General features: G+C 61.3%; 22 protein-coding genes and 1 pseudogene. 15 read left to right on the top strand and 8 right to left on the bottom strand.

Features of this window, described 5'->3' with window-relative positions; translation table 11 throughout:
- Nucleotides 1-115 precede the first annotated feature (115 nt).
- Together YY7_RS0110750 and YY7_RS0110745 are read left to right on the top strand one after the other, a co-directional pair.
- The gene (locus YY7_RS0110750; RefSeq protein ID WP_051396664.1) at nucleotides 116-1,360 is read left to right on the top strand and encodes a glycosyltransferase; all 1,245 of its coding nucleotides are present in this window, start codon (nucleotides 116-118) and stop codon (nucleotides 1,358-1,360) included.
- Between the two features lie 103 nt (nucleotides 1,361-1,463).
- The gene (locus tag YY7_RS0110745; protein WP_028163235.1) at nucleotides 1,464-2,516 is read left to right on the top strand and encodes a glycosyltransferase family 4 protein; all 1,053 of its coding nucleotides are present in this window, start codon (nucleotides 1,464-1,466) and stop codon (nucleotides 2,514-2,516) included.
- Between the two features lie 65 nt (nucleotides 2,517-2,581).
- On the opposite strand, the gene YY7_RS0110740 is transcribed toward YY7_RS0110745, so the two are convergent.
- Nucleotides 2,582-2,980 carry a hypothetical protein gene (locus YY7_RS0110740; protein ID WP_028163234.1) on the bottom strand — a complete coding sequence of 133 codons (399 nt, stop codon included), beginning with the start codon at nucleotides 2,978-2,980 and terminating at the stop codon, nucleotides 2,582-2,584.
- Nucleotides 2,981-3,391: 411 nt separating this feature from the next.
- Between YY7_RS0110740 and YY7_RS0110735 the strand changes: the two genes are divergently transcribed.
- The 7 genes from YY7_RS0110735 (at nucleotide 3,392) to YY7_RS0110700 (ending at nucleotide 9,862) form a co-directional block, all read left to right on the top strand.
- Nucleotides 3,392-4,345, top strand: a complete 954-nt coding sequence (locus tag YY7_RS0110735) for a tripartite tricarboxylate transporter substrate-binding protein (RefSeq protein ID WP_035689825.1) — start codon at nucleotides 3,392-3,394, stop codon at nucleotides 4,343-4,345.
- 193 nt (nucleotides 4,346-4,538) lie between these two features.
- Nucleotides 4,539-4,997 carry a hypothetical protein gene (locus YY7_RS51325; protein WP_155255125.1) on the top strand — a complete coding sequence of 153 codons (459 nt, stop codon included), beginning with the start codon at nucleotides 4,539-4,541 and terminating at the stop codon, nucleotides 4,995-4,997.
- Between the two features lie 119 nt (nucleotides 4,998-5,116).
- Nucleotides 5,117-6,259: a pentapeptide repeat-containing protein gene (locus tag YY7_RS57975; protein ID WP_080663664.1), complete on the top strand. Its 1,143-nt coding sequence runs from the start codon at nucleotides 5,117-5,119 to the stop codon at nucleotides 6,257-6,259.
- A gap of 337 nt (nucleotides 6,260-6,596) precedes the next feature.
- Nucleotides 6,597-7,430 (top strand): hypothetical protein, encoded by an 834-nt coding sequence (locus YY7_RS0110720; protein ID WP_155255124.1) that lies wholly within the window; start codon nucleotides 6,597-6,599, stop codon nucleotides 7,428-7,430.
- 168 nt (nucleotides 7,431-7,598) lie between these two features.
- Nucleotides 7,599-8,051 (top strand): hypothetical protein, encoded by a 453-nt coding sequence (locus YY7_RS0110715; RefSeq protein ID WP_028163230.1) that lies wholly within the window; start codon nucleotides 7,599-7,601, stop codon nucleotides 8,049-8,051.
- Between the two features lie 161 nt (nucleotides 8,052-8,212).
- Nucleotides 8,213-8,536 carry a hypothetical protein gene (locus tag YY7_RS0110710; protein WP_028163229.1) on the top strand — a complete coding sequence of 108 codons (324 nt, stop codon included), beginning with the start codon at nucleotides 8,213-8,215 and terminating at the stop codon, nucleotides 8,534-8,536.
- Between the two features lie 948 nt (nucleotides 8,537-9,484).
- Nucleotides 9,485-9,862, top strand: coding sequence for a VOC family protein (locus YY7_RS0110700; protein WP_028163227.1), 378 nt, complete (start codon nucleotides 9,485-9,487; stop codon nucleotides 9,860-9,862).
- A 202-nt stretch (nucleotides 9,863-10,064) separates the two neighbouring features.
- On the opposite strand, the gene YY7_RS0110695 is transcribed toward YY7_RS0110700, so the two are convergent.
- From YY7_RS0110695 to YY7_RS0110685, 3 genes are read right to left on the bottom strand one after another with little or no spacing between them, the layout of a single operon-like run.
- Nucleotides 10,065-12,323, bottom strand: coding sequence for a xanthine dehydrogenase family protein molybdopterin-binding subunit (locus YY7_RS0110695; protein WP_028163226.1), 2,259 nt, complete (start codon nucleotides 12,321-12,323; stop codon nucleotides 10,065-10,067).
- Nucleotides 12,320-12,802, bottom strand: coding sequence for a (2Fe-2S)-binding protein (locus YY7_RS0110690; RefSeq protein ID WP_028163225.1), 483 nt, complete (start codon nucleotides 12,800-12,802; stop codon nucleotides 12,320-12,322). Before YY7_RS0110690 ends, YY7_RS0110695 begins: the two co-directional genes overlap by 4 nt.
- 3 nt (nucleotides 12,803-12,805) lie before the next feature.
- Nucleotides 12,806-13,666, bottom strand: coding sequence for an FAD binding domain-containing protein (locus YY7_RS0110685; protein ID WP_028163224.1), 861 nt, complete (start codon nucleotides 13,664-13,666; stop codon nucleotides 12,806-12,808).
- Nucleotides 13,667-14,161: 495 nt separating this feature from the next.
- Here YY7_RS0110685 and YY7_RS0110680 point away from each other — a divergent pair, with 495 nt between their 5' ends.
- Entirely contained in the window at nucleotides 14,162-14,779 is a 618-nt protein-coding gene (locus YY7_RS0110680) for a PilZ domain-containing protein (RefSeq protein ID WP_028163223.1), read from the top strand.
- 333 nt (nucleotides 14,780-15,112) lie between these two features.
- On the top strand, nucleotides 15,113-15,739 hold the full coding sequence (locus tag YY7_RS0110675) for a transglutaminase-like cysteine peptidase (RefSeq protein WP_028163222.1): 627 nt from the start codon (nucleotides 15,113-15,115) through the stop codon (nucleotides 15,737-15,739).
- A 464-nt stretch (nucleotides 15,740-16,203) separates the two neighbouring features.
- Here YY7_RS0110675 and YY7_RS60215 read toward each other — a convergent pair whose 3' ends face one another.
- Nucleotides 16,204-16,380 carry a hypothetical protein gene (locus YY7_RS60215; protein WP_155255122.1) on the bottom strand — a complete coding sequence of 59 codons (177 nt, stop codon included), beginning with the start codon at nucleotides 16,378-16,380 and terminating at the stop codon, nucleotides 16,204-16,206.
- 560 nt (nucleotides 16,381-16,940) lie between these two features.
- Here YY7_RS60215 and YY7_RS56455 point away from each other — a divergent pair.
- The 4 genes from YY7_RS56455 (at nucleotide 16,941) to YY7_RS0110650 (ending at nucleotide 20,607) form a co-directional block, all read left to right on the top strand.
- Nucleotides 16,941-18,266, top strand: a complete 1,326-nt coding sequence (locus tag YY7_RS56455; RefSeq protein ID WP_196237247.1) for a hypothetical protein — start codon at nucleotides 16,941-16,943, stop codon at nucleotides 18,264-18,266.
- Nucleotides 18,267-18,336: 70 nt separating this feature from the next.
- Entirely contained in the window at nucleotides 18,337-19,380 is a 1,044-nt protein-coding gene (locus tag YY7_RS0110660) for a TAXI family TRAP transporter solute-binding subunit (protein ID WP_028163220.1), read from the top strand.
- A complete protein-coding gene (locus YY7_RS0110655; RefSeq protein WP_028163219.1) occupies nucleotides 19,377-20,018 on the top strand; it encodes a hypothetical protein in 642 nt (213 codons plus the stop codon). The genes YY7_RS0110660 and YY7_RS0110655 overlap by 4 nt, the downstream gene beginning before the upstream one ends.
- A complete protein-coding gene (locus YY7_RS0110650) occupies nucleotides 19,993-20,607 on the top strand; it encodes a hypothetical protein (protein WP_245287251.1) in 615 nt (204 codons plus the stop codon). The genes YY7_RS0110655 and YY7_RS0110650 overlap by 26 nt, the downstream gene beginning before the upstream one ends.
- A 207-nt stretch (nucleotides 20,608-20,814) precedes the next feature.
- On the opposite strand, the pseudogene YY7_RS51315 reads toward YY7_RS0110650, so the two are convergent.
- The 3 genes and pseudogenes from YY7_RS51315 to YY7_RS0110635 form a co-directional block, all read right to left on the bottom strand.
- Nucleotides 20,815-21,213, bottom strand: a pseudogene (locus tag YY7_RS51315) (autotransporter outer membrane beta-barrel domain-containing protein); the annotation flags it as partial.
- 413 nt (nucleotides 21,214-21,626) lie between these two features.
- On the bottom strand, nucleotides 21,627-21,914 hold the full coding sequence (rpsU, locus tag YY7_RS0110640) for a 30S ribosomal protein S21 (RefSeq protein ID WP_028163217.1): 288 nt from the start codon (nucleotides 21,912-21,914) through the stop codon (nucleotides 21,627-21,629).
- 178 nt (nucleotides 21,915-22,092) lie between these two features.
- Nucleotides 22,093-22,302 (bottom strand): cold-shock protein, encoded by a 210-nt coding sequence (locus tag YY7_RS0110635; protein ID WP_028163216.1) that lies wholly within the window; start codon nucleotides 22,300-22,302, stop codon nucleotides 22,093-22,095.
- Nucleotides 22,303-22,546 lie beyond the last annotated feature (244 nt).

Genomic DNA, 22,546 nt, shown 5'->3' with positions numbered 1-22,546 from the left:
GACGTGGTTGGAACGTCGCCGCTGCAGCCGCAGTTGAAGGCCAGCGCGCAAGGCACGCCTGAAGCGCGATCGGAAGATGATGCGGTTCAACTCTTCAGCCAAGGTGCGCGCAGCTATGTCTCTGCTCCCCCCAGCCATCGATCGCTCGACTCTCGGTCTGCATTCACTCGAACATTACGCGCCGCTCATTGGCGCCGCGACGGCGGAACGGATCGAACGAAAGGCCGACCGCGCGCGCATGATGCAGGTCGCGCATATCAGCTCGACCTTCTATGGCGGCGGCGTCACGGAAATCCTCACGCCGCTGACGCTGATGATGAATGCGATGGGGATCGAGACCGATTGGCATCTGGTGCAGGGTACGCCGGGCTTCTTCGCCTGCACCAAGAAGCTGCACAATGCATTGCAGGGACAGGAGCTGGAGTTTTCCGAACAGGAAAAGGCGATCTACGAAGAGGTGGTGTTCGAGAATGCCACCAGGCTGCATCTGGAAAAATGCGATGCGGTCATCGTGCATGATCCGCAGCCGCTGCCGCTGGTGCGACACTTTGCCGAGCGGGAGATGCCATGGTTGTGGCAGTGCCACGTGGATCTCTCCTCGCCTCACCCGCCGGTGTGGGATTATCTGCGTGGGTTCGTCGAACCGTACGACGCCGCCATCTTCTCGCTGCCGGAATACGGGCAAAGCCTCGGCACCGATCAGCGGTTCATGACGCCGGCGATCGATCCGTTTTCCGCCAAGAATGCCGAACTGTCCGAGCAGGAGATCAAGGACACGCTGAAGTACCATCGCATTCCGACCGATCGCCCGCTGGTGACGCAGATTTCGCGCTTCGACCGGTGGAAGGACCCGATCGGCGTGATCGAGGCGCACCGGAAAGCGCGCCGGCAGGTGGACTGCACGCTTGTGCTGGTCGGCAACAATGCGAGCGACGATCCCGAAGGCCACGTCATTCTCGAAACCATCAAGCGTTCGATCGACGATCGCGTCATTGTGCTCGCTGTCGATGATCCGATCCTGGTGAATGCGCTGCAACGCCACTCCGCTGTGGTGCTGCAGAAATCGACACGCGAGGGATTCGGCCTCACCGTGACCGAGGCGATGTGGAAAGGCGCCGCCGTGATCGGCGGCGATGTCGGCGGCATCCGCCACCAGATCACGGATGGCGAGAACGGCTTCCTGGTCAGCACGGTGGACCAGGCCGCCGATCGCATGGTGCAACTCCTGAACGATCCGCAGTTGCGCCAGCGGCTCGGGGCGCGCGCCAAGGAAACCGTGCGCGAGAAATTTCTGATGAGCCGCCTGCTGGAGGACTGGCTCGATCTGCTCACGCGCTACGAACGGCCGGTTTGCCAATAATTCCCGAAAATATCGGTAAGCGCTGGAACGGCATCTGGTTCGTGCAGTTGACGCTTCGGAATTTTGATGGCGGACCCCGGGGATTGCTGGATTCGGACGCAACATGCGGATTGCGCAGATCGCGCCTTTGGCTGAGAGCATTCCCCCGAAACTTTACGGCGGCACCGAGCGCGTCGTGGCGTGGCTGGTCGACGAACTAGTCAAGCTCGGGCATCAGGTGACGCTGTTTGCCAGCGGCGATTCAAAAACGCTGGCCGAGCTAGTGCCTGCCTGCCCGCGCGCCTTGCGGCTTGGCCGGCCGCGCGTCGACCCTGTGGCGGCCCAGACGGTGCTTCTGGAATCCGTCGCGCGGCGCGCAAGCGAGTTCGACGTGATCCACGCTCACATCGACTGGCTGCCGCTGCCGCTCCTGAAGCGCCTCGGCGTGCCCTTCCTCACGACCACGCATGGACGGCTGGATCTTCCGGGACTTGCCGATGTCGCGCGCCTGTTTCCCGAAGCGCCCTACGTTTCGATCTCGAACAACCAGAACACGGCGCTGCGCGAGGCGAACTGGATCGGCACCGTGTATCACGGGCTGCCTGCCGACCTGTTCCGCCCCTCCTTCGACGAAGGCCGATATCTCGCCTTTCTCGGCCGGCTCACCGCGGAGAAAGGGCCTGAGGTCGCGATCCGCATTGCGCGCGCCGCGAACATGCCGCTTCGTATCGCGGCGAAAGTGCCGCGCGGCGAACGCGCGTATTTCAAGGAGCGGCTCGAACCCCAGATCGATGGCAACAAGGTGCGGCTGACCGGCGAGGTCAATGACGAGACCAAGCAGAAATTTTTGGCCAGCGCCTCGGCGCTGCTGTTTCCGATCGACTGGCCCGAGCCGTTCGGCCTCGTCATGATCGAAGCGATGGCCTGCGGCACCCCCGTCATCGCTTTCCGCTCCGGCTCGGTGCCGGAGGTGATCGACGACGGAATCACCGGGTTCGTCGTGGACGGCGAAGCTGAAGCCATCGAGGCAATCGGCCGGCTCGGCGAACTTGACCGCCGCAAAGTGCGCGCGCGGTTCGAGGAGCGGTTCACCTCCGAGCGGATGGCGAAGGAATATCTCCGTCATTACGAAGCGCTCGCGCGAATGAAGCCCGCCTACGGCCTTGCAGCCCAGTGAGCACAGGGCGGGTGTCTTGCGCCGGACGCCCGGCTCGTCGTTCAACCTTCGCCGCCGCGCCGACTTCACATGGAGCAGCGAACATACGGCATTTCCACCGGCACCGGCTGCTTGGAGCTGAGGGTGATCTTGTTCTCTCCGGAGATTTTCACGTCGAACTCTACGTCCGAAATCGCGACGCCGTCCGAGCACGCCGCAATCATTCGCACATTCGATCCATCATCGTGCAACGACTTGATCGTGCATTTTTCAAATGTACCGGTGATCTGCCTTCCCTGGACGATGATGCCGCCCGCGTGGAGATCGGCATCCGGCTTGAAAGCAAGCCTGTTATTCTCTTTGGTAAACACGTCACCGCAGGCCGAGGCGTCGATCGTCCAGGCTCCGTTCAAATCCGCAGCCTGGGTCGCGGCCGATAGCGTGACGAGAAGGACTGACAGCACCAATCGATTGAAGGTTCTCATGAGACTCTCCGATTAAATGGTTACAAGCGTGATGACTTTTCTTCGAACCGTCATCCCGCTCTCGCTCTTTGTTTGAGCATGATCTTCTTCGGAAAACCGGTCTCCACTTTTCCGGATCATGCTGTAGGTTACCGGGAGCCCGTTCGATCGGACGTGGAATCGTCGCCAAATCGTCTCTTCGACGCGGACGGGCGTAGCACCCCGACGTGGCCTTTCGGATCGCTTTTGCGCAGTATCCGAGTGCGACGAGTTGGCGGACCTTTTGTTGATCTAAGTCAATAGTTCTCCCGAGCGCCTGGTCCCGCCGTACCGCGCGACATCTTCGCTTTTGTGCGGCAGCGCAAAACGTGTAGAGATGCACGACCAACGAAGAACAAGCTCAAAGGGAGGCACGACGTGAAACGACTGGCCATGATTGCCGCTGTGCTCGCGATGGCAAGCTCAGCGGCCTCCGCGCAGACCTATCCGGCCCGGCCCATCACCCTGCTGGTGCCGTTTGCGGCCGGCGGGCCGACCGACACGGTGGCGCGGATGACGGCGCAATCGATGTCGAAACTTCTGGGCCAGACCATCATCGTCGAGAACGCCACCGGCGCCGGCGGCACGATCGCGACCGCGCGCGCCGCCCGCGCCGAGCCCGACGGCTATACGCTGCTGGTCCACCACATCGGCATCTCGACGGCGGCAACGCTATACCGCAAGCTGCCCTACGACACCAAGACGGCATTCGCGCCGATCGGCCTCGTCACCAACGCGCCGATGACCATCATCGCCCGGCCTGACCTGCCGCCGAACAATCTCGCCGAGCTGATCACCTACATCAAGGCCAACGGCGACAAGATGACCTTCGGCAATGCGGGCCTTGGCGCCGCCTCGCATCTGTGCGGCATGCTGTTCATGACCGCCATCGACAAGCAGGTGCTCACCGTGCCCTACAAGGGCAACGCCCCCGTGATGAACGACCTGATCGCAAAACAGATCGACCTCACCTGCGACCAGACCACCAACACCACAGGCCCGATCGCCTCCAAGCTCGTGAAGAGCTACGCCATCACCACAAAGACCCGCCTCGCCTCCATGCCCGACCTGCCCACCGCCGACGAAGCCGGCCTGAAGGGTTTTGAGGTCGGCGCCTGGCACGGCCTCTACGCGCCCAAGGGCACGCCCGACGAGATCGTGAAGAAGCTATCCAAGACGCTGCAGGAAGCCCTGCGCGACCCGGACCTCGTGAAGCGCTTCAACGAGATCAACACCGAGCCGGTGGCCCAGGACGAAGCCACGCCCGAAGCGCTGAAGGTGAAGCTGGTGAGCGAGGTGGACCGGTGGAAGCCGATCATCGAGGCGGCGGGGCAGTTTGCGGATTGAGGTAATGTAGGGTGGGTTAGCCAAGCGTAACCCACCGCTTTGGTGCGATGGAGCGGCGCGACTCTTCCGTAATTCTACGGGAGCACTTCGATCGCAGCACGATGATCTGTTGACACTAGAACTAATAGCTTACCACAACCGCTAGACGCTCCCCCTATCCGTCGCTAACGTTCCTCTCGGCTGGGAGGAAACTATGCAAAAATCAATCGTGGCGCTCGCCGCCGCAGCGGCGGTGTGCGGCTGCGCCGGGCGTGCGCCTGCACCGGTGTCTGTCGTGCAACCTCAGGATCGCTACATGGATTGCGCCGCTATCACGATAGAAGTTCAGACCAACAATACGAAGGTGCAGCAACTCGCGTCCGACAAGGGTCTAAAGGTCGCTCAGAACGTTGCAGCGGGCGTCGCCGGGATAGTTGTGCCCGTGCTTTGGTTTGGGATGGATTTTCAAGGTACGGCAGACACAGAGATACAAGCGCTTCAAGCGCGACAGCAGTATCTAGCGGCGCTTGCAGAGCAGCGGCGGTGCGGTGAGGATACCGGTGCGCCGCAGAAGGTAATCACCGAAGCGAAGAAACCCAAGGCGAGACCGGGACCGGCGCCAGCTCCCACTGTATCGTCTGCGCAGCCGCCGCAATCATCAGAGGAAAAGTAAGTAGCTCGTGGGACAACTTAGCCGAGGGCGTAGTCCGCCGCTTCGCGGTACGTGAACGGCGGATTACGCTGCGCTACTCTAATCCGACCTACGCGCTACTGATCCCAGAGAACAACGAAATGGCCAACCCTGAAGATCTCAAACTGTTGGATGCTGGAGCTACCGATTTGAGCGGTTGTGACCTTAGCGGCACTGACCTTTCAAAGAGAGAATTGCCCGGCAGAGACTTTTCGCAAGCCAATCTGACATCTGCGAACGCACAATCGGCAAATCTGTCTAACTCGAAATTTGGCCGAGCCCGGCTAATTCGCTTCAATGCAACTTATGCTAACTGTAGTGGCTCAGATTTTGCTGGCTCCGCGCTGCACAATGTCTCATTTGCGGGTGCAAACCTTCGCGACGCTGTCCTGTCGTCTGCCCAGGTTCTGAACGGAGATTTCCGTGAGGCTGATCTGAGAGGGGCCAATTTCCGGAACGCGTCTCTGCTAGAACGCACGAGGTTCGATGGTGCCATCGTGGATGAACGCACTTCCTTTAATGGGGCAAGAGGGCCGCGCGAACTGAGCAGATTGCCCGCTTTCGTCGGACACTCATACGAAGGAGGAGTATTTCGTTCAATCAAGCACGAGCAAGGCGTGGCAGGAACGGGAGTAGCTGGTTCTGTCATTACAACTGCGAACCCGCCAGCGGCGAGAACGGTATTTAGCGCGTCCACCTTCGATCCTAACGTCTTTCAAACAAGTCGATCCGACACAGACGCTGCTGAAGATACCGCTCAGCGTTTAGTTGCTGATCCAAGTTTGTTCGCGCGCTTAGCAAGGTACGCGGCGGCGTCCATCAGCCAGGAATTAGAGCGCCTGGGCGCTCGGATTCCGAACGAACCTGAGGCGCTCGATGGATACGAAAGGGTCCGCGATACTCTTCAACGTCTTGAGTCAGATTTCCAATCGCTTGCAGAGACCGTCGACCAGGTGCAAGCAGCAGAGAACGCCTCAGAGAAACTTAGCTTAGCCAAGACTGCTGTAAGTGCAGCCCAGGGTATGTGTGCGGGCTTTGTCGGCTGGCTTGACCAGCACGGGCCACAGGCAGGTAAGGTGATCGCCGAGTTAGGACTGGCCGGTGTCATTGCCGGAACCCTAACCTATTTCACGGGCGTTTCACCTACGCTCGCATTCTCCGTCAGCGTTGCTGCTTTGAGTGGAAGGAGTGTCTGGGAGGCCATCGCGATGTTTGCGCCTAGCAAAAGAAGTGACAAGGGATAGCTCATGCTCACAGGATGGATCAGCCAAAGGCGTAATCCACCGCTTTGTGGTACGTGAACGGCGGATTACGCTGCGCTAATCCGCCCTACCCGCTTACGAAATCGCGACAGCTCAAATCATCGGATATGCGTCGCACCAGTCAGGCTTCGCATCCACCACTGTCTCGCCGCCAAGCTGCGGATCACGGTCCCCGACAGACATTGCGTATTCTGGCTGCCGCCTTCCGAATCACGCTAAAAATGTAGGATTATCTCCGTACGGTTTTCAACCGCGGGGACCTGTTGCGCTGGGTCAAGGGACAAGCGTGACCAGTTGAAGAAAGTCCAAGACGAAACAGATGCGTTTCAAAGACGCTTTCCTAGAAGCTTTTCCAAAGATTTTGCCCAATTGGTCAAACCTTAGAACCTTTGGCCAGTCCCGTGTTGTTGCCTTAACGGTATTGGTACCCTTCATGGGCACGCTTATCCTTTTCAATCAACAAGTCGTCGACTTCCTGCTGATTTCGCCGAGCCTGGTTGCCCATTGGCTGGGTGCACCGGAGCACGGAGCTCTGGAAGCAAGCAGGTCTTTCACAATGAACCGGCTCGTAATTACTTACTTTGGGCTTGTTGCCCTTGGTGCAGCCTCTTTTCTCTTCACGATGCTTTGCCCGCCGGAGGTCAAAAGAAACGAAAATGCGTTGGCACATATTGAAGCTGAGAGGCCGTTGATTACAAGTGCAAGAACGTCATTGATGGTCACGCGCATCGCTGGAGACTATTTGTCGAAGCACGGCGAAGAGGAAGCTACAGGCCGCAATTGGCTCAACGAGCTGGCCTATCCTTTTCATCTCCAGCGCTTTTTTGAGGAGGTTATCCTCCAAATATCAAAACGGTCGATCGAAGGTGACGACGCCGACATATACAGTGCAAACGGGAACATCTATGTCGAGAAGGTTGCAAGGATTTTGCATGCACAACGAAGGGCAGAACGAGGCCTTTGGATGACGTTTCACGCTGAGGCCGAGAATTTCAATACTGATCTCCTGGCCTTGATTTATGACGCTCAAGATCACTCCAGACCCACGGTACGAGCAATTATTTCTATGCTTTATGCTATTGGCTTCCTGATCTTGTTCTATCCTACTGTTGTGACGCTTCTTCTTATTGTTAGGCGCGCGCTGTTTCCTTAGCTGGTAGGGCGGATTAGCCGAAGACACAGTCCGCCACCTTGCGGCACGAGAACGGCGGATTAGGCGGCGCTAGTCCGCCCTACGGACTGCCCTTCCCCCCCCCGCCAATCCGCGGACTACGCGGAGGCTAGCTTCACCCACCACCTATCCACTCCCCTTGGTCCAAACATGTCCGCTCAATCTGAGAACATTCGGCCGAAGTCGAACTGGGCGCAAGTCGCGTCCGCGGTCATTGCTGGCTTCGCCTTCGTCATCGTCGTGGCTCAAGTCTACTTCATCAGCAGGAACTTCAAAGAAGTGGCTGCCCGCCAAGTCTACATGTCATACAGCGAATCTGCGTTGCGGCACCCGGAATACGCTGAGCCTGATTTGTTGGAGATCAAGGCAGACCGAAAGAAATTCGCCCAATACAAAAATTACGTCGCGCATCTGCTGTTTGCGTACGACGAGATGCTGGAAGCATTCGACAAGCCGGAATGGCGAAAAAGCTTCGATGAAGAGATCAAGTACCATCACCAATACATCTGCGAAGACATGCCCCCCACTCTCGATGAAATTTACTTTGAGAATATGCGAAAGCTTCTCGGAGAGATTCGGGCCAGGTGCCCCGCCAAGAACTGAGACCTTCCTGCGAAGCGGCGTGGCGGCTCGCAGGGCAGATCAGCCGAAGACGTGATCCGCCGTTTTGTGGTACGTGAACGGCGGATTACGCGGAGCCTGTCATCGGGCCGCGCGAAGCGTGGCCCCGGTGGCTGATCCGCCCTACGCGTTGAGGTGTGGCTGTGACACGCGAGACCGCATTCCGCGAAGCCTTGCACGCCGTAACGCCTGACTTGATTGTGGACCTCTATCTTTATCCGGTCGAGGCAGGTGGCAGGATGGGGCCGGTCCGTCTTGGCTGGGGCTGCCCGTGCACCAAGGACAGAAGTGTCGATGAGGGCTGGGATGGTTATCCGCTGCTCGAACGCGCCATGATGCCGGGCGAACGGAGGCGGCTGGGTTTCGTGTTCTTGTGTCGCGAAGAGGCAGCGCAAGCGCTCGGGGCAACTGATCGCTTTTATCTCTGGGAGGGACGCTGGATCGGCGAGGCGGCTGTCGTTCGATAGCCGTGCGCGGGCCTTTCAGGATTTGCCAAACGCTGCCGATCGGCGACGCGGAACATCGTCGCCGACTTGCGGGCGGACGGCGCCGCCCGACAGGTCGTCAAGCTTTGTCGTTTAGCGGTGAGGTCTTGACCCTAGCACCAGCGGCAGCGGCCCCAGCGGGCGCAGCAGCCGCCGCAACCTCCACAGCCACCACAGCCACGCCAGCCTACTCCGCAGCCACGGCAGCCACGGCAGCCGCGGCAACCACCGCAACCTCGGCAGCCGCGAACGACAACGGCGGCCAGTTGCACGCCGGGGTCGGCGTTTTCCTTATCGAACAGATAGAACGTGGCGAGACTGACGTCGGCCATTTCCTCTTCACCAAGGACCAGGCGCTGATTGGGCGAGAAGTCGTCGGACTGCGGGATGTCAGCGGTGGGTATCGCGGACGCAGACGCGCTCCCCGCCAGCGAAAGACCGAGGCCCGCCGTACCGAACGCCGTTACGGCGGCAGCTTTGGTTGTACGCGCCTGCTTTGTAGCTTGGTTCACCCGTGGCATTTTCGCACCCTTTGTAAGTTGTTGTGCAAGGGTCAACTTGCCGCAGCTATGTGCCTGCAGGCCTAGAATTGCGATCTTGCGCATCCGGTTCCGTTCGCGCCGGGCTTTTCTTGAGGTGCGACCGGCGGGAGGGGAGCGGGAGGGATATTGAGGCAACAGTGCTGTCCAAACGTGGCGCGCCGAGCCCGCGTCTTCTGAAAGCAGGACGCGCCCGCTCCTGACTGACGACATCGCGCGCTTTCGGATCGGCAAGCCTTGCGGAGAGCGCGCGGCGGGTTGGCTTTAGCGTCATCCGCGCCGCCCGCGTCCGTCCCGGACTTCCATCCCCGCCCAACCTTCTGCTAGGAACATCTTCTGCGAAGCGGCGTCGCAGCGGAATGAACGTCGCGCAACGGGAGGGACAGGTAGAATGTTCTCGCATGTGATGATCGGAACCAACGACCTCGACAAGTCCAAAGCGTTTTATGACGCGCTGCTCGGCACGCTCGGCGTGAGGCCGGGATTTGTCGACCGGCATCGGGTGTTCTGGCGCACGAAGACGGGGACGTTCTCGGTGTCGAAGCCGATCGACGGCAAGGCGGCGACCTTCGCCAATGGCGGCACCATCGGCTTCAATGCGGAGTCGCCCGCGGCGGTCGATGCATTCCATGCGGCGGGGCTTGCCAATGGCGGCACGACCTGTGAGGACCCGCCCGGCATCCGCGAAGGCAACGGGATGAAGATGTATATCGCCTATCTGCGCGATCATGACGGCAACAAGCTGTGTGCCGTGCATCGGATGGCGTAACGTTGATGGGTTTCGCTTCCGCTCTACCCATCCTACGCGCATGATAGCCGCAGCGTCATTGTGAGGAGCGCAAGCGACGAAGCAATCCATCTCTCCCCAAGCGGTGAAATGGATTGCTTCGCGGAGCCTGTCATCGGGCGGCGCTATGCGCCGACCCGGTGGCTCGCAATGACGGTGCGAGCGGATTGACCGCCCTCCCCAGCTACTCTGCCGCCTGCTGCACCGGCTCGTCCAAACCCGCGAGCACCTTCGGCGGGGACATCGGCAGGGCGTAAAAGCGCTTGCCCACCGCGCGGTAGATCGCATTCGCTACCGCCGCCATCACCGGCACCAGAGGCACTTCGCCGACGCCCTTGACGCCTTGGGGGTGTTTCGGGTTCGGGACTTCGACCAGGATGGTGTCGAGCATCGGCAAATCCGAGCACACCGGCATGCGGTAGTCGAGGAAGCCGGGGTTATCGACCTTGCCGTCGCTGCGGTAGATGTATTCCTCGTTCAGTGCCCAGCCGATGCCTTGCGCGACGCCGCCCTGGAGCTGGCCTTCGACATAGCCGGGATGGACGGCGCGGCCGACGTCCTGCACCGCCGTGTATCTGATGACACGGGCGATGCCGAGCTCGATGTCGACCTCGACGTCGCAGATGTGGGTGCCGAAGCCGCCGTCGGCGCCTTGGGTGTTGAGCTGCACGCCGGCGCCGATCGGGCCGCCCTGCATGGGGGCCTTCTCGGCGAGCTGTTCGAGCGTGAGCGGCTCGAACTGGCCGGCGTTCGGGCTGGCAGGATGCGCGGCGCCGTTCTCCCATTTCACGGCTTCGGGATCGATCTCCCAGATCTTTGCGGCGCGTTCGCGCAGCGTGTTGATCACCTTCTCGGTCGCTTGCGTCACCACCATCGAGGAAGCAAACAACACGCGGCTGCCGCCGGTGAGATTGGAGAAGCCGACCGTCTGGGTGTCACCGATGATGACGGAGACGCGGCGGTAGTCGATGCCGAGCAGTTCGGCGCAGACATTGGCGATGCCGGCGCGCGAGCCGCCGATATCGGGATGCCCTGTGGTGACGACGACGTTGCCGTCCTCGGTGATGTTGACCTGCGCCGAGGATTCACCGCCGGCGTTGAACCAGAAGCCGGAGGCGACACCCCTGCCCTGCAATTTGCCTGTTGGCGTGCTGTAATGCGGCGAGGTCTTCGCGGCTTCCAGCGTCTCGATATAGCCGATGCGGGGGAAGACCGGGCCGTGCGCCGCTTTCGTCCCTTGCCTCGCCGCGTTCTTCAGGCGGAACTCGAGCGGCTCCATGTTCAGGCTTTCCGCGACCTCGTCGAGCACGCATTCCACCGCATAGGCGCCGATCGGCGCGCCGGGCGCGCGATAGGCCGCGACCTTGGAGCGGTTGGAGCAGACGTCATATCCGACCGAGAGCACGTTCGCGATGTCGTAGGGCGCAAAGCTGCAGCCGGCGGCGCCGCGGATCGGCGAGCCCGGGAAGGCGCCGGCCTGCAGATAGAATGTGCCTTGCGCGGCGACGATGGTGCCGTCCTTCTTCGCGCCGATCTTCACTGTGCTCTTCGAGCCTGACGTTGGGCCGGTGGCGCGCATCACCTCCTCGCGCGTCATCACCATCTTGACCGGGCGGCCGGATTTCTTCGCAAGCAACGTCGCCAGCGGCTCGAGATAGACGATGGTCTTGCCGCCGAAGCCGCCGCCGATCTCGGCGGGGATGGCGCGGATGTCGCTCTGCGGGATGCCCGTCAGCATCGACGTCATCGCGCGGACCATGAACTGGCCCTGGCTCGAGCTCCAGATCGTGGCCTTGCCGTCGGCGGTGACCGAGATCAGGCAGGCGTGCGGCTCGATATAGCCCTGGTGCACCGGGCGGGTGGTGAAGCTGCGCTCGATGATGATATCGGCCTGTTTGAAGCCTTCGTCGATGTCGCCCTTCTTGTGCTCGAGGGTGCCGACGATGTTGGAGGGCTTGCCTTCGAACTTGTTGAACTCGTGCAGGATCGGGGCGTCAGGCTTGATCGCATCCTCGATCTCGATCGAGAAAGGCAAGACCTCGTAATCGACCTCGATCAATTCGCAGGCCTTGGCGGCGATCGCTTCCGTGGTGGCGGCCACCGCCGCGACCGGGTGGCCGGGGAACAGCGCCTTGTCGCGCGCCATCACGTTCCGGCACATCCAGCGCATGTCCTGGATGCCGAGCATCACGGATTTATCCAGCGGGAAGTCTACCACGTCGCGCGAGGTGACTACGGCTTTCACGCCGGGCAAGGCTTCCGCCTTGGAGGTGTCGATCGAGCGGATGCGCGCATGCGGGTGCGGGCTGCGCAGCACCTTGCCCCAGATCATGCCGGGCATGGTGGTGTCGGCAGCAAAGGCGGCGCGTCCCGTGACCTTGTCGACGCCATCGGGACGGATGGTGCGCTGGCCGATCCACTTGTTGTTGACGACGATGTTCATTGTGCGGCCTCCCGCATTTCGGTTGCGGTCTCAAGCACCGCGCGGACGATCTTGTCGTAGCCGGTGCAGCGGCAGAGATTGCCGGCGAGCCAGAAGCGGACTTCCTCCTCGCTCGGGTCCGGGTTCTTGCGTAAGAGCGCCTCGGAGGCGACCAGCATGCCGGAGGTGCAGATGCCGCACTGCAGCGCGGCCTGCTCCAGGAATTTCTCCTGCAGCGGATGCAGGCGGCCGCCGCGCGCCATGCCCTCGATGGTCCTGATCTCGCGCCCCTCCGCTTCGGCGGCGAGCATCAGGCACGAACAGACCAATCGATCATCCAGCGTGATCGAGCAGGCGCCGCAATCGCCGGAGGCGCAGCCTTCCTTGGAGCCGGTGAGCGCGAGCTGGTTGCGCAGTGCGTCCAGCATGGTTTCAAAGGGCTCGCAGAGGAATTCCAAGGGCTCGCCGTTGACGGTGGTGGAGACGTGCAGCTTTGCCATTTGTCATTTCCCTTGCGCGCGTTCTGCGGCGATCTTCACGGTGCGCTTGAGCAATACGCCCGCGATTTGGGTGCGGTAGGCGATGGTGCCGCGCTTGTCGTCGATCGGACGGCAGGCGGCACGGCAGGCATTGGCGGCGGCATTCAGCGCGGCGTCATCGAGGCGGGAGCCGATCAGCGCCTGCGCCGCCGGCGCGACCAGCAGCGCGGTCGGCGCCACGGCCCCTAAGCCGACGCGGGCGTGGGTGCAGACGCCGTCCTTCAGTGTCAGGCTGACGCCGCAACCGACGACTGCGATATCCATCTCGGTACGCGGGATCATGCGGAGGTAGGCGTCGCCGGAGCCTGGCGGGCGCGGCGGCAGCGTGAAGAAGACCAGGATCTCCCCTGGCTTGAGGTTGGTGCGGCCTGGAGCGGCAGGGACGTCCTCCACCTTCAACTCGCGGCGGCCGCTTGGGCCCTGCACGGTGACGACGGCGCCGGCAGCGATCATCGCCGGGACGCTGTCGCCGGCCGGCGAGGCGTTGCAGAGATTGCCGCCGGCTGAGGCGCGGCCCTGCACCTGGGTGGAACCGATCAGGTTCACCGCCTCCAACACGCCGGGCCAAATCTTGCCAAAGTGCGGATGCTCGGCCAGCACGGCGCCCGGCACCGCAGCGCCGAAGCGGAAACCACCATCGGAAAGTTCTTCGACGGCAGTGAGTTCTTTGATTTTCTTGATGTCGACGATCAGACCCGGTTGCACCGCGCCCGAGCGCATCTGCACCAGGAGATCCGTGCCGCCGGCCAGGATGCGCGCGGCGCTGCCCGCCGCGGCATAAGCGCCGACCGCTTCATCAAGCGTCTGCGGCGCGACGTATCGGATATCGGTCATGCTCGTGTCCGATGCCTCCCCTCGTTCCTTGTTGCCTGCCCTCTACGGGGCCTCGCGAGCAGACTACACGCCGGCTTGCCATCGGAACAGCCTCCGAGCCCGGACGAAGTCGCGGGGCCCTATGCGCAAAGGGAATTTGCAGGGACGATAGGTAGGCATTGGCGCTGCGTTCCCCCTCCGCTTCCCCGTTCGTGGAGGCAGGATCCCCACCCGGTTTGCGCGTAAGCGCGCAAACCGACCTCCCCTTTTTAAGGGGAGGTGAGATGTCGCCACCTGCGCCGCTGCGCTCCTTCCCCCTGCAAGGGGGAACGCTGGGATGGGGGTCAGCCGCGAGTCAGACTGTTCGTGCGTGGGCAGAGAGCGCTCCGGATTGCGCTCATCGGTCGCGTGCGTGCCCATACTTGATGCAACCGCGGCTAACCGCTCATTAACCCTGTCAGCCGTAGGGTCGTGCCGCGCCGGAAGGCCGGTTGTCGGGTGGCGGTGATGTCGTTTGCACAAAAGAAACCTACGGTCTTCCCGGCACAGGAGGAACGGCGGCGCTTCCAGCGCGTCAAGGTGCACCTGCTCGGCCGCTACATGTTGCCCGATCGGCGCGAATTTCCTTGCCAGATTATTAATATGTCTCCCGGCGGGCTCGCGTTGCTGGCGCCCGGCATCGGCAATGTCGGCGACCGCGTGATCGCCTATCTCGACCATATCGGCCGCGTCGAGGGCAAGATCACCCGCATCATCGACAACGGCTTTGCGATGACGATCATCTCGACGCCGCGCAAGCGCGACAAGCTCGCCGCACAGCTCACCTGGCTCGCCAACCGCGACATCCTCAATCTGCCGGAAGACCGCCGCCACGACCGTATCGTGCCGCGCAATCCAATCGCGCTGCTCACGCTGGAGGACGGCAGCAAGATGACCTGCCGCATCATCGACCTCTCGCTGTCGGGTGCGGCGATCGCCGCCGAGAACAGGCCGCCGGTGAAATCGCTGGTGATGCTCGGCCGCGTGCAGTCGCGCGTGGTGCGAAACCTCGACGACGGCTTCGCGCTGGAGTTCGTCCACGAGCAGGCCGCCGAGACGCTCGAAGACGCGGTTACCGCGCGGTAAAGCGCGCGAGGCTCAAATCCCCTGATTTTCAGCTCGAACGAGGCGGCATCCGCGATGGCGGACGCCGCCTTTGCCTTGTCTGGCGCCCACTGCACGCGGTTAACGCGAGCGGCTTTGGAGACGCAAAAGACCTTCTGGCATAGCGTTAGGATGTTAAAGCGTAAAATTTGAATCAATTGCAGTTGTCTCGAATTTTAGTCGAATTTGCTTCAAGTATAGATCGAATTCGCTGCTAGCTTTACTTGCATTCAAGTCAAATCACCTTTGCTGACTTAGCCGCACCGCAAAACCTTTGTGCGAAACGTGGTCCCAACGAGAAAAACGGGGGCCACAATGGTTTTCAGGGGACAGAAGAAAGGATGGGCGGTTGCGGCCATCCTTTTCGGACTAAGCGTCACTACCAGCGTCGCGGCGAAAGCGGGCGACGTGGTCTATGCCAGCCTCGGCGACACCACGCGTTCGCCGATCGGCTGGGTCGAATTCTGCGCCGACAATCCGGTCGATTGCCGCGGCGGCGCGACACAACCGCGCGACATCGTGCTGTCGCAGACGGCGTGGCGCGATCTGCTCCGGGTCAACAAATGGGTCAACGAGACCATCAAGCCGATGACCGACATGGATCATTGGGGCGTGATCGAGAAATGGTCGTTGCCGACCGACGGCTACGGCGACTGCGAGGACTACGTGCTCTTGAAGCGCAAGATGCTGATCGATGCCGGCTGGCCGCGCGAGGCGCTGTTGATCACGGTCGTGCGCGACAAGAAGGGCGAAGGCCACGCGGTGCTCACCGTGAAGACCGACAAGGGCGAGTTCATCCTCGACAACCAGAACGAGGACGTCGTCGCCTGGACTGCAACCGGCTACCGTTTCGTCAAGCGGCAGTCGCAGAGCGACCCTAACGTCTGGGTCTCGCTCGGCGACAACCGCCCGGCGGTCGCCACCGCCAGCTCGCGGCAATAAGGGACCATCGAACACGCGACCCGGTCACATCCCCACCCCTCCCCGTCCCAGACCGGTTCGCGCGCGGCCAGCCATCCCCCAATGGCTGGCCGCACTTTTTTGGCCCGCACGTGTGTAACGATCACGAAACAATCGGTGCGGGTGACGAAACCGTTTTCCGGTTTGATCGAAATTCTGCGGAAACGGGGGCGGACTATGTTGGTGTCGGGTGCCGGAGAACGACGATCCGAAGCTATTGCGGGGACGCTTTTTTGAGGTGCGCCATGCGTGAAGAATTTGCCTCTTACAGCTTTCTCGCCGTCACCATTGCCGGGATCGTCCTGTTGTGCTCTGGCCTCGTCGCGCTTGCGCTGACGTGATTGGCGCTAGCGCGCCCTGGGTCGGGGGTCGATGGCGCCAGCCAGATGCGTCGCCCCTGCCGGGCAACCATCGCCGTACCGAGCCGTGCTTTGATGCTGCCGGACTCAACAAGGCGGTTTGGCGCGCTTGCGCACGATAGCGCTTAGCTGAGGCGCCATTGATTGCAGGAAATGACCGCTTATCCCGCGAAGGCTGGCGGTCGCAATCCCTGATACTGCCAGCCCAATAAAAGCAACTTTCGGGTTGGCAATATTTATTACCCCTTTCTTTTCATTAAACAATTAAATTATCTTTTATAATAACAAAGACCAAGCAGAACGAAACTTTGGTTTCACGGCAATATTCCTGGCGACGCACCTTTCCGTTGATATTCCAAGGCTCAATCAGCGACCCGCCCCCAACCGCGTCCGGACCCAATTGACGGACGCACAGCTCAACAGCCCACGCCGGGATCCGCGTGATTTAATTTGACTTTAAATTATAGTTAAATGATGTTTTTCTTCTTGCGACGTTTGGGGCGCCGCGACCGCCCGAATTGCTGCGGCGTCAGTCCGATTGCACGTGGTCTGATTGAATACCAAGACATGCGAAGGCGTCATACATGCGCCGGCCAATTGATACTGCACCAAGGGACGGACAGGATATCTGGCTCGAGAGCGCGACCGGAACCTTTGACATCGCTCATTGGTCACGTGAAGCGGGCGAATGGGTTTGGAAAAATGGGCATCCCATCAGAATCGCGCCGGCGCATTGGTATCCAATAACCGATGATGTGTTTCAAGACGACCGATCGAGCGATCGGTTCCAGATCGGTCGTGCGGGCCAATGGTTAGCGGGTTCTTTGATCGCCGCAATCCTCGTTGCAGCTGCGCTGATCGGTCTGTTCGACCAATTCAGCGGCGCCGAGGTCTCGAAGACGATCGAAGCCGGGCGCGCCGTCGGGCTCAACCTGAAGCCTGAGGTCGCCGAGTGGCAAACGCTCGTCCAGCGCGGAACGACGGCAGTCCTCATGCAGGACACCGACCTTTCGCGACAGGAGCCGTTGGCGGGCACAGTGCAGCGTCGCCAAGCGCTCGGCGATGAGACTTCCTACAGGGACGTACCGGCGCGCGGGCCGGCGACGGCCACGTCCGCGGAATTGCAGCAGTCGCTTGACCAAGAACGCGAAAGATCCACCGCACTGACGGCCGAGCTCACAAAAGTCCGCGGCGACTTGGAGACGATGCTGGCGCTGTCGAGCAAGTTTCAGCACGACGCGATGCAGCGCTGGGAAGCTGCGGAAATTGCAGCAGAAGAGCTGCGGCAATCCCTTCAACAGGAACAGGCCCACGCTGCGGCGCTCGCGAACGAACTTGCCGGAACGCGCGGCGAGACCGAAACCCGGGACACACAGTCGCGCAATCCTGACGATGCGACCACGCAACAGAGACAGACGACGGAGCGCGAGATCGCGGAACTGCGGCAGTCGCTGCGGCAGGAGCAGGAAAAAACCGCCGCCCTCACCCAGGAAGTCGGCGCGGCGCGCCAGGCGATGACGGCGAGTGCCGAGCAACAACGCCGCGCGCTCGACGAGGCGCAAATGCGTGCCGCCGCACTCGCGAGTGAACTTGCCGGAACGAGCAGCGAGATCGAGACCCAGGCCGCGCAGTCGCAGAAGGCCGTTGATGAAGCCGTCCAGCAGAAGCAGACGGCGGATGCCACCATCGCGGAACTATGGCAATCACTGCAGCAGGAGCGGCGCAGAACTGAAGCCATGGCACGGGATCTTGCATCGGCGCGGCGCCCCGTCGATGAGAGCGTGACCGTCGGCCGCGCAATTGAAGGCCCGATGGTGCCGGTGACACAAACCGTGGCAGCCGCCGTATCGGAGCCCCCAACAGCCGCAGACCAGGACAAGACGGAGCCGGCCCGATTGATCGCGCGCGCCAGTGCGTTGCTCGGCCAGGGCAATATCGGCGCAGCAAGGATAGTGCTCGAGCGTGCCGCCGAGAACGACAATGCGCGGGCAAGTTTTATGCTCGCCGAGACATATGATCCCGCGGTTTTATCCGCCTGGGGCACCTATGGAACGCGCGGCGAAGCGGCCAAGGCGCGAGAGCTCTACGCGAAGGCACACAGCGGCGGTATTCGCGAAGCCAAGGACCGGCTCGACGCGTTGCCCCGGTGAGAGAATGAGATTGTTGCGTTCCACATGATGACGCTGGCTGCTGCAGTTGGTGATCAAGAGGGGGACTGACATGAACACGCTGCCAAGGTCACGCTCGTTGCTCCTGCTTGCCGCGCTGGTGCTGGCCGCCATGATGCTTCAACCGGCTGACTTGGACGCACAGACCGCGCAACCCTCCAAGGGCAATGCACAAGTGGCTCGACGGCCCTTGCCGCTTGGGACCGAAAAAGACCGCATGAACGCTTGGACCGTCGGGCTCGCTGGCGGCTTGCTGGAGGGAGCACCAATTCGCCTGGCTGCGGAAATGGCCCGCGTCGTCGATGACGGAGCAAACATGCATCTGCTGCCGATCGTCACCCGGGGCGCCACCGAGAATCTGAACTCGCTGCTCTATCTGCGCGGCGTCGATACCGCGATCATCAACTCCGACGCGCTCGAAGAGTACAAGATTCAAGTGCCGCAGATCCGAAACCGCATCACTTACCTGCTCAATCTCTTCCCGTCCGAACTGCATATTTTCGTCCGACCGGAAATCACAGGCCTACAAGATCTCGCCGGCAAGAAAGTGAACTTCAACACGAAGGGCACCGCGGCCGCCTATTCGGGACCGCTGATCTTCAGTCGTCTCGGCATCGAGGTCGAGAAGACGTTCATTCCCCATCAGCTCGCCCTGGAACAGATGCGCAAAGGTGAGATGGCGGCGGTGGTGTTCATCACGTCGAAACCGGTCGACGCCTTCGTGCGCGGCCGCTGGGAGGCAGGATTCAGGTTTCTCCCGGTCCAATACGACAGCAAGTTCGAGGACTACTACCTGCCCGCGACGCTGGAGACAAATGAGTATCCCAATCTGATCAAGCAGGGCGAGAGGGTGTCGACGATCGCGGTGCCGACCGCGCTTGTCGCGTTCAATTGGCCGCCGCGGTCGAACCATTATCAACGCGTCGCGCGCTTCGTCGACTACCTGTTCTCGCGAGTAGACCGCCTGCAGGCGCCAGGCTTTGACCCGAAATGGCAGTCGATCAATCTCGCAGCGACCGTCCCCGGACTGACCCGTTTCCCGGCCGCGCAGGAATGGCTGGATCGCAAGGCGCGCAGCGCACAGGCGCCTCGATGAAGGTCGCTGCTTTTCCCCTCGCCGTCACGTTCAAAATGGCTTGCAAAATGGCTTGCGGCATCGCCTACGCTCAAAGCACGAACGATCCGATGACAAATCTTCGGGCGTGCTCGGTGATGGAGGGGCCGGCCCGGCTACAATGTCTGGACGATCTATCACGTAAGATAGCGCCGCCTGGTCGCCCGGCGCCGTACGACAACTGGCTGCTCAGCGAGACCACATCGCCGGTGGACTATTCGCCGATCGTCACCGCCACCACATCCGCTCGCGGTGAGTCGGATAGCACCGCGATGCAACTCGCGATCCACTGCCGCAAAGGCCGCACCGAGCTCGTGCTCGCAGGACCGGCGGTATCAGGCCGTGCCGAGGAATACACCATCTCCTACCGCGTCAATGCGAATCCGCCGGTGCAGCTTGCGGCCACCTCGCCATCATTCGGGCCCGGTGCCGCTTTCCGGGGTGACGTCGTGCACCTGCTGCAATCGTTGCCCGAAGAGGGCGACATCGCCGTCCGTCTTTCCACCCGCACCGGCGCGGCTCAGGAGGCGCATTTCCTGCTCGGCGGATTGAAGACTGTGCGCGAAAAACTCGCGGCGGCGTGCAGATGGCCACATGCCGTCGCCAGACCAGGCGACTGATGGTCATGGGACAGGGAGAAGCAAGATGATCAGAATTGGAAATCTGGCGGTAGCAGCCATTGCCAGCTTGGCGATGTCGCTCCTGATCGCGCCGACCACGCAAGCGCAGCCAGACGATCACGTGAGGCCGCAAGCAAGTAAGCAGTACCGGCTGAGCACGCAGAAGCAGGCGAGCAAGCAGAAACTGGTGCTGATGACAAAACCCACCGAGATCCCCAAGAAGCCGCATCAGCTCCTGCTGCAGGTCAATTCCAACGACCCTGCGATGATGAATCTCGCACTGAACAATGCAACCAACGTCGCGCAATACTACCGCAATCTCGGTGAAGACGTGTCGATTGAGGTTGTCACGTTTGGCCCTGGCCTTCACATGCTGCGCGATGACACCTCTCCGGTGAAGGCGCGCATCGAGGGGCTCGCAATGAGCAACCCGGAAATCTCCTTTAAAGCCTGCGGCAATACCCGGGAAAACATGCGTAAGGCGGAGAACAAGGATATCAATCTCGTTCCACAGGCGACGATTGTGAAATCCGGCGTCGTCCGCGTCCTGGAGCTGCAGGAACAAGGCTGGAGCTACGTCAAACTGTGAGACACCGTCTTGCGTTGACGTGATCGCCGCCCCGGGGCCACCGCTCACGCACTCCATCGTCATGCCCCGCGAAGGCGGGGCATCCAGTATCCGGCGGCCTCTCGGCTCAAGCTCAGTCGCCTCTGGGATACTGGATCGTCCGCCGGAGCCTGTCATCGGGCGGCCATTCGGCCGACCCGGTGGCGGACGATGACAGCGGAGAGCTGTTCACCAGCTATATTTGACGACGCCCTTGCCGGCGTAGCTGGTGACGTTGCCGGAAAACTCGCCTTCGAACGTTGCGGCGAGCGAGAAACCGTTCAGCCAGTTCTGCTCGGCGCTGGCGCTGACGAGCGCGGAATCGGGATCCGGCCGCGCGCCGTTCACGACAAAACTTGCGCCCGGCAGCGACTGGAAGATCGCACTCACCGCGCGATCGGGATTGTAATCATGCGCCCATGCCAGCCGGCCGCGCAGCGTCAGCACGGCGTCCTCCATGGCGAACGACTTGTCGGTGCGCAGGCCGAGCTCGGTGCGGGTATCTGTCGTGGTCTGGCCGGCATAGTTCAGTGCGAACAGCCCGCCAACGCCGAGGCTCCGCTCGGCATAGGCCGGCAGCTCAAGGCTGCAATGAACGGCGATCTGGCCACTACCCTAAAGGGTAGATGACCCCTGCCGTGAGCGATTACGTGGACCAGCGAGGCTTTGCTGCAATAGCGGGTTGCCCACGCGGATTCGATAAAGTTCGAAGGAATGGACTCGTGTTTGGAATTGCCATGTCGCCTATGTCGCTTCATGACCCGACTCAGTTCCGCCAGTGTTTCTCCGGCAGACGCCACGACGTGGGCGCACGTTCGGCGAAATTGGAACCGTCATAGCCGTAGGAGTCGGATCTTCCATAGCCTGTCCCTGATCTTTAGCGTCTGAGTGCGGGACGTCCTTCCCTCCTCGTCCATAGCTTGCGAGCTGACCAGGCGTCTGCGTTACACCGAGCGTTGCGGACACGGCGCTAGCGGACGGTGATCCACCTCGCACACTTGTCAGGTCCCTCGCGTGCCGCTGGTAGTGGCGGGCAGCACTTGCGGATGCTTGCTCGGGACTCTTTCCTTTTTAGGTGGCGCGGCAATGAGCCCCTCGCGAATGGCCTGTTTCCGAGCAAGCTTGCGGGCACGACGCACGGCGTCAGATTTCTCCCTGGCCTTCTTTTCCGAGGGCTTTTCGTAAGAACGACGACGTTTCATTTCCCTGAATACGCCCTCGCGCTGCATCTTCCTCTTCAGAACTCGAAGCGCCTGGTCGACGTTGTTGTCGCGAACGATTACTTGCACGGTCATTGCTCCATCAAAGTTGCTGCGCCAAGTTGGCCGAAGTCGCGGCAGCCGAAGCGTTACGACGACTCCGTCGAGGTAAATCCCGACCATCTAGCACGCACAAAAGCCCGCTCAATCCCGAGATCGAGCAGGCTGCACAGTCATCCCAGCACGTCCGTGGAATGACGAAAGCTACTTACGCCAGCGAGAGGTTCTCGGCGCTGACCTTGCCACGCTTCGGGTCGGTCTTGACTTCGTAGTTCACTCGCTGCCCTTCAGCGAGTCCAGAAAGCCCGGCCCGCTCGACCGCACTGATGTGAACGAACACATCGTTTCCGCCGTCATTGGGCTGAATAAATCCAAAACCCTTTTGCCCGTTGAACCACTTCACAGTACCTGTAGCCATAACATTTCTCCAAGGCGCAAACGCGCGTCCCGCGTGCATTCGCACGAATCCCGAATTCAATCCGACGATGTCTCTGGAAAAGGGCCGCCTGGACCATTCAACAAGGCACAACGGCTAATCGAACAACAACAACGTATACAGTTTCTCCGAGAACACAAGGGTCCCTTCAAGGGTTCCTTTTCGACTGCGCGAGGGTTGTACGGTTGATGCCATGCATCGCGACGAGCCCATGCGCTCGCCACGC

This window comes from Bradyrhizobium elkanii WSM2783 (assembly GCF_000472865.1).
Classification (GTDB): domain Bacteria; phylum Pseudomonadota; class Alphaproteobacteria; order Rhizobiales; family Xanthobacteraceae; genus Bradyrhizobium; species Bradyrhizobium elkanii_A.
Note: the sequence above shows the minus strand (reverse complement) of the source record. Positions and strands in the feature narration are given on the sequence as shown.